We start from the raw sequence: 214 nt of genomic DNA on the forward strand, positions 1-214 counted from the left end.
AATGATTACCAAATCGCCCGGGAGCCTGAGGCCAGTGCCTCGATTCAAACTATTCTGCTNGGGGGGATCGTTAAGAAGGGATACCACTGCGTGGTGGCGATCAACGGACGTTCCATTCTCGACACGCTAAACGTCGATAAAGCATTTATGGGCACCAATTCGCTGTCGCTGAAACACGGCGCCTGCGTGGCCGATATCATGCTGGCAGAAACGA

1 pseudogene is annotated in these 214 nt (G+C 53.5%); it reads left to right on the plus strand.

Features of this window, described 5'->3' with window-relative positions:
- A pseudogene (locus VZP09_RS08520) lies at positions 1–214 on the plus strand (DeoR/GlpR family DNA-binding transcription regulator); the annotation flags it as partial.

Origin of the sequence: Klebsiella sp. EMBS2024 (assembly GCF_036233805.1) — a bacterium.
In the GTDB taxonomy this organism is placed as follows: domain Bacteria; phylum Pseudomonadota; class Gammaproteobacteria; order Enterobacterales; family Enterobacteriaceae; genus Klebsiella; species Klebsiella pneumoniae.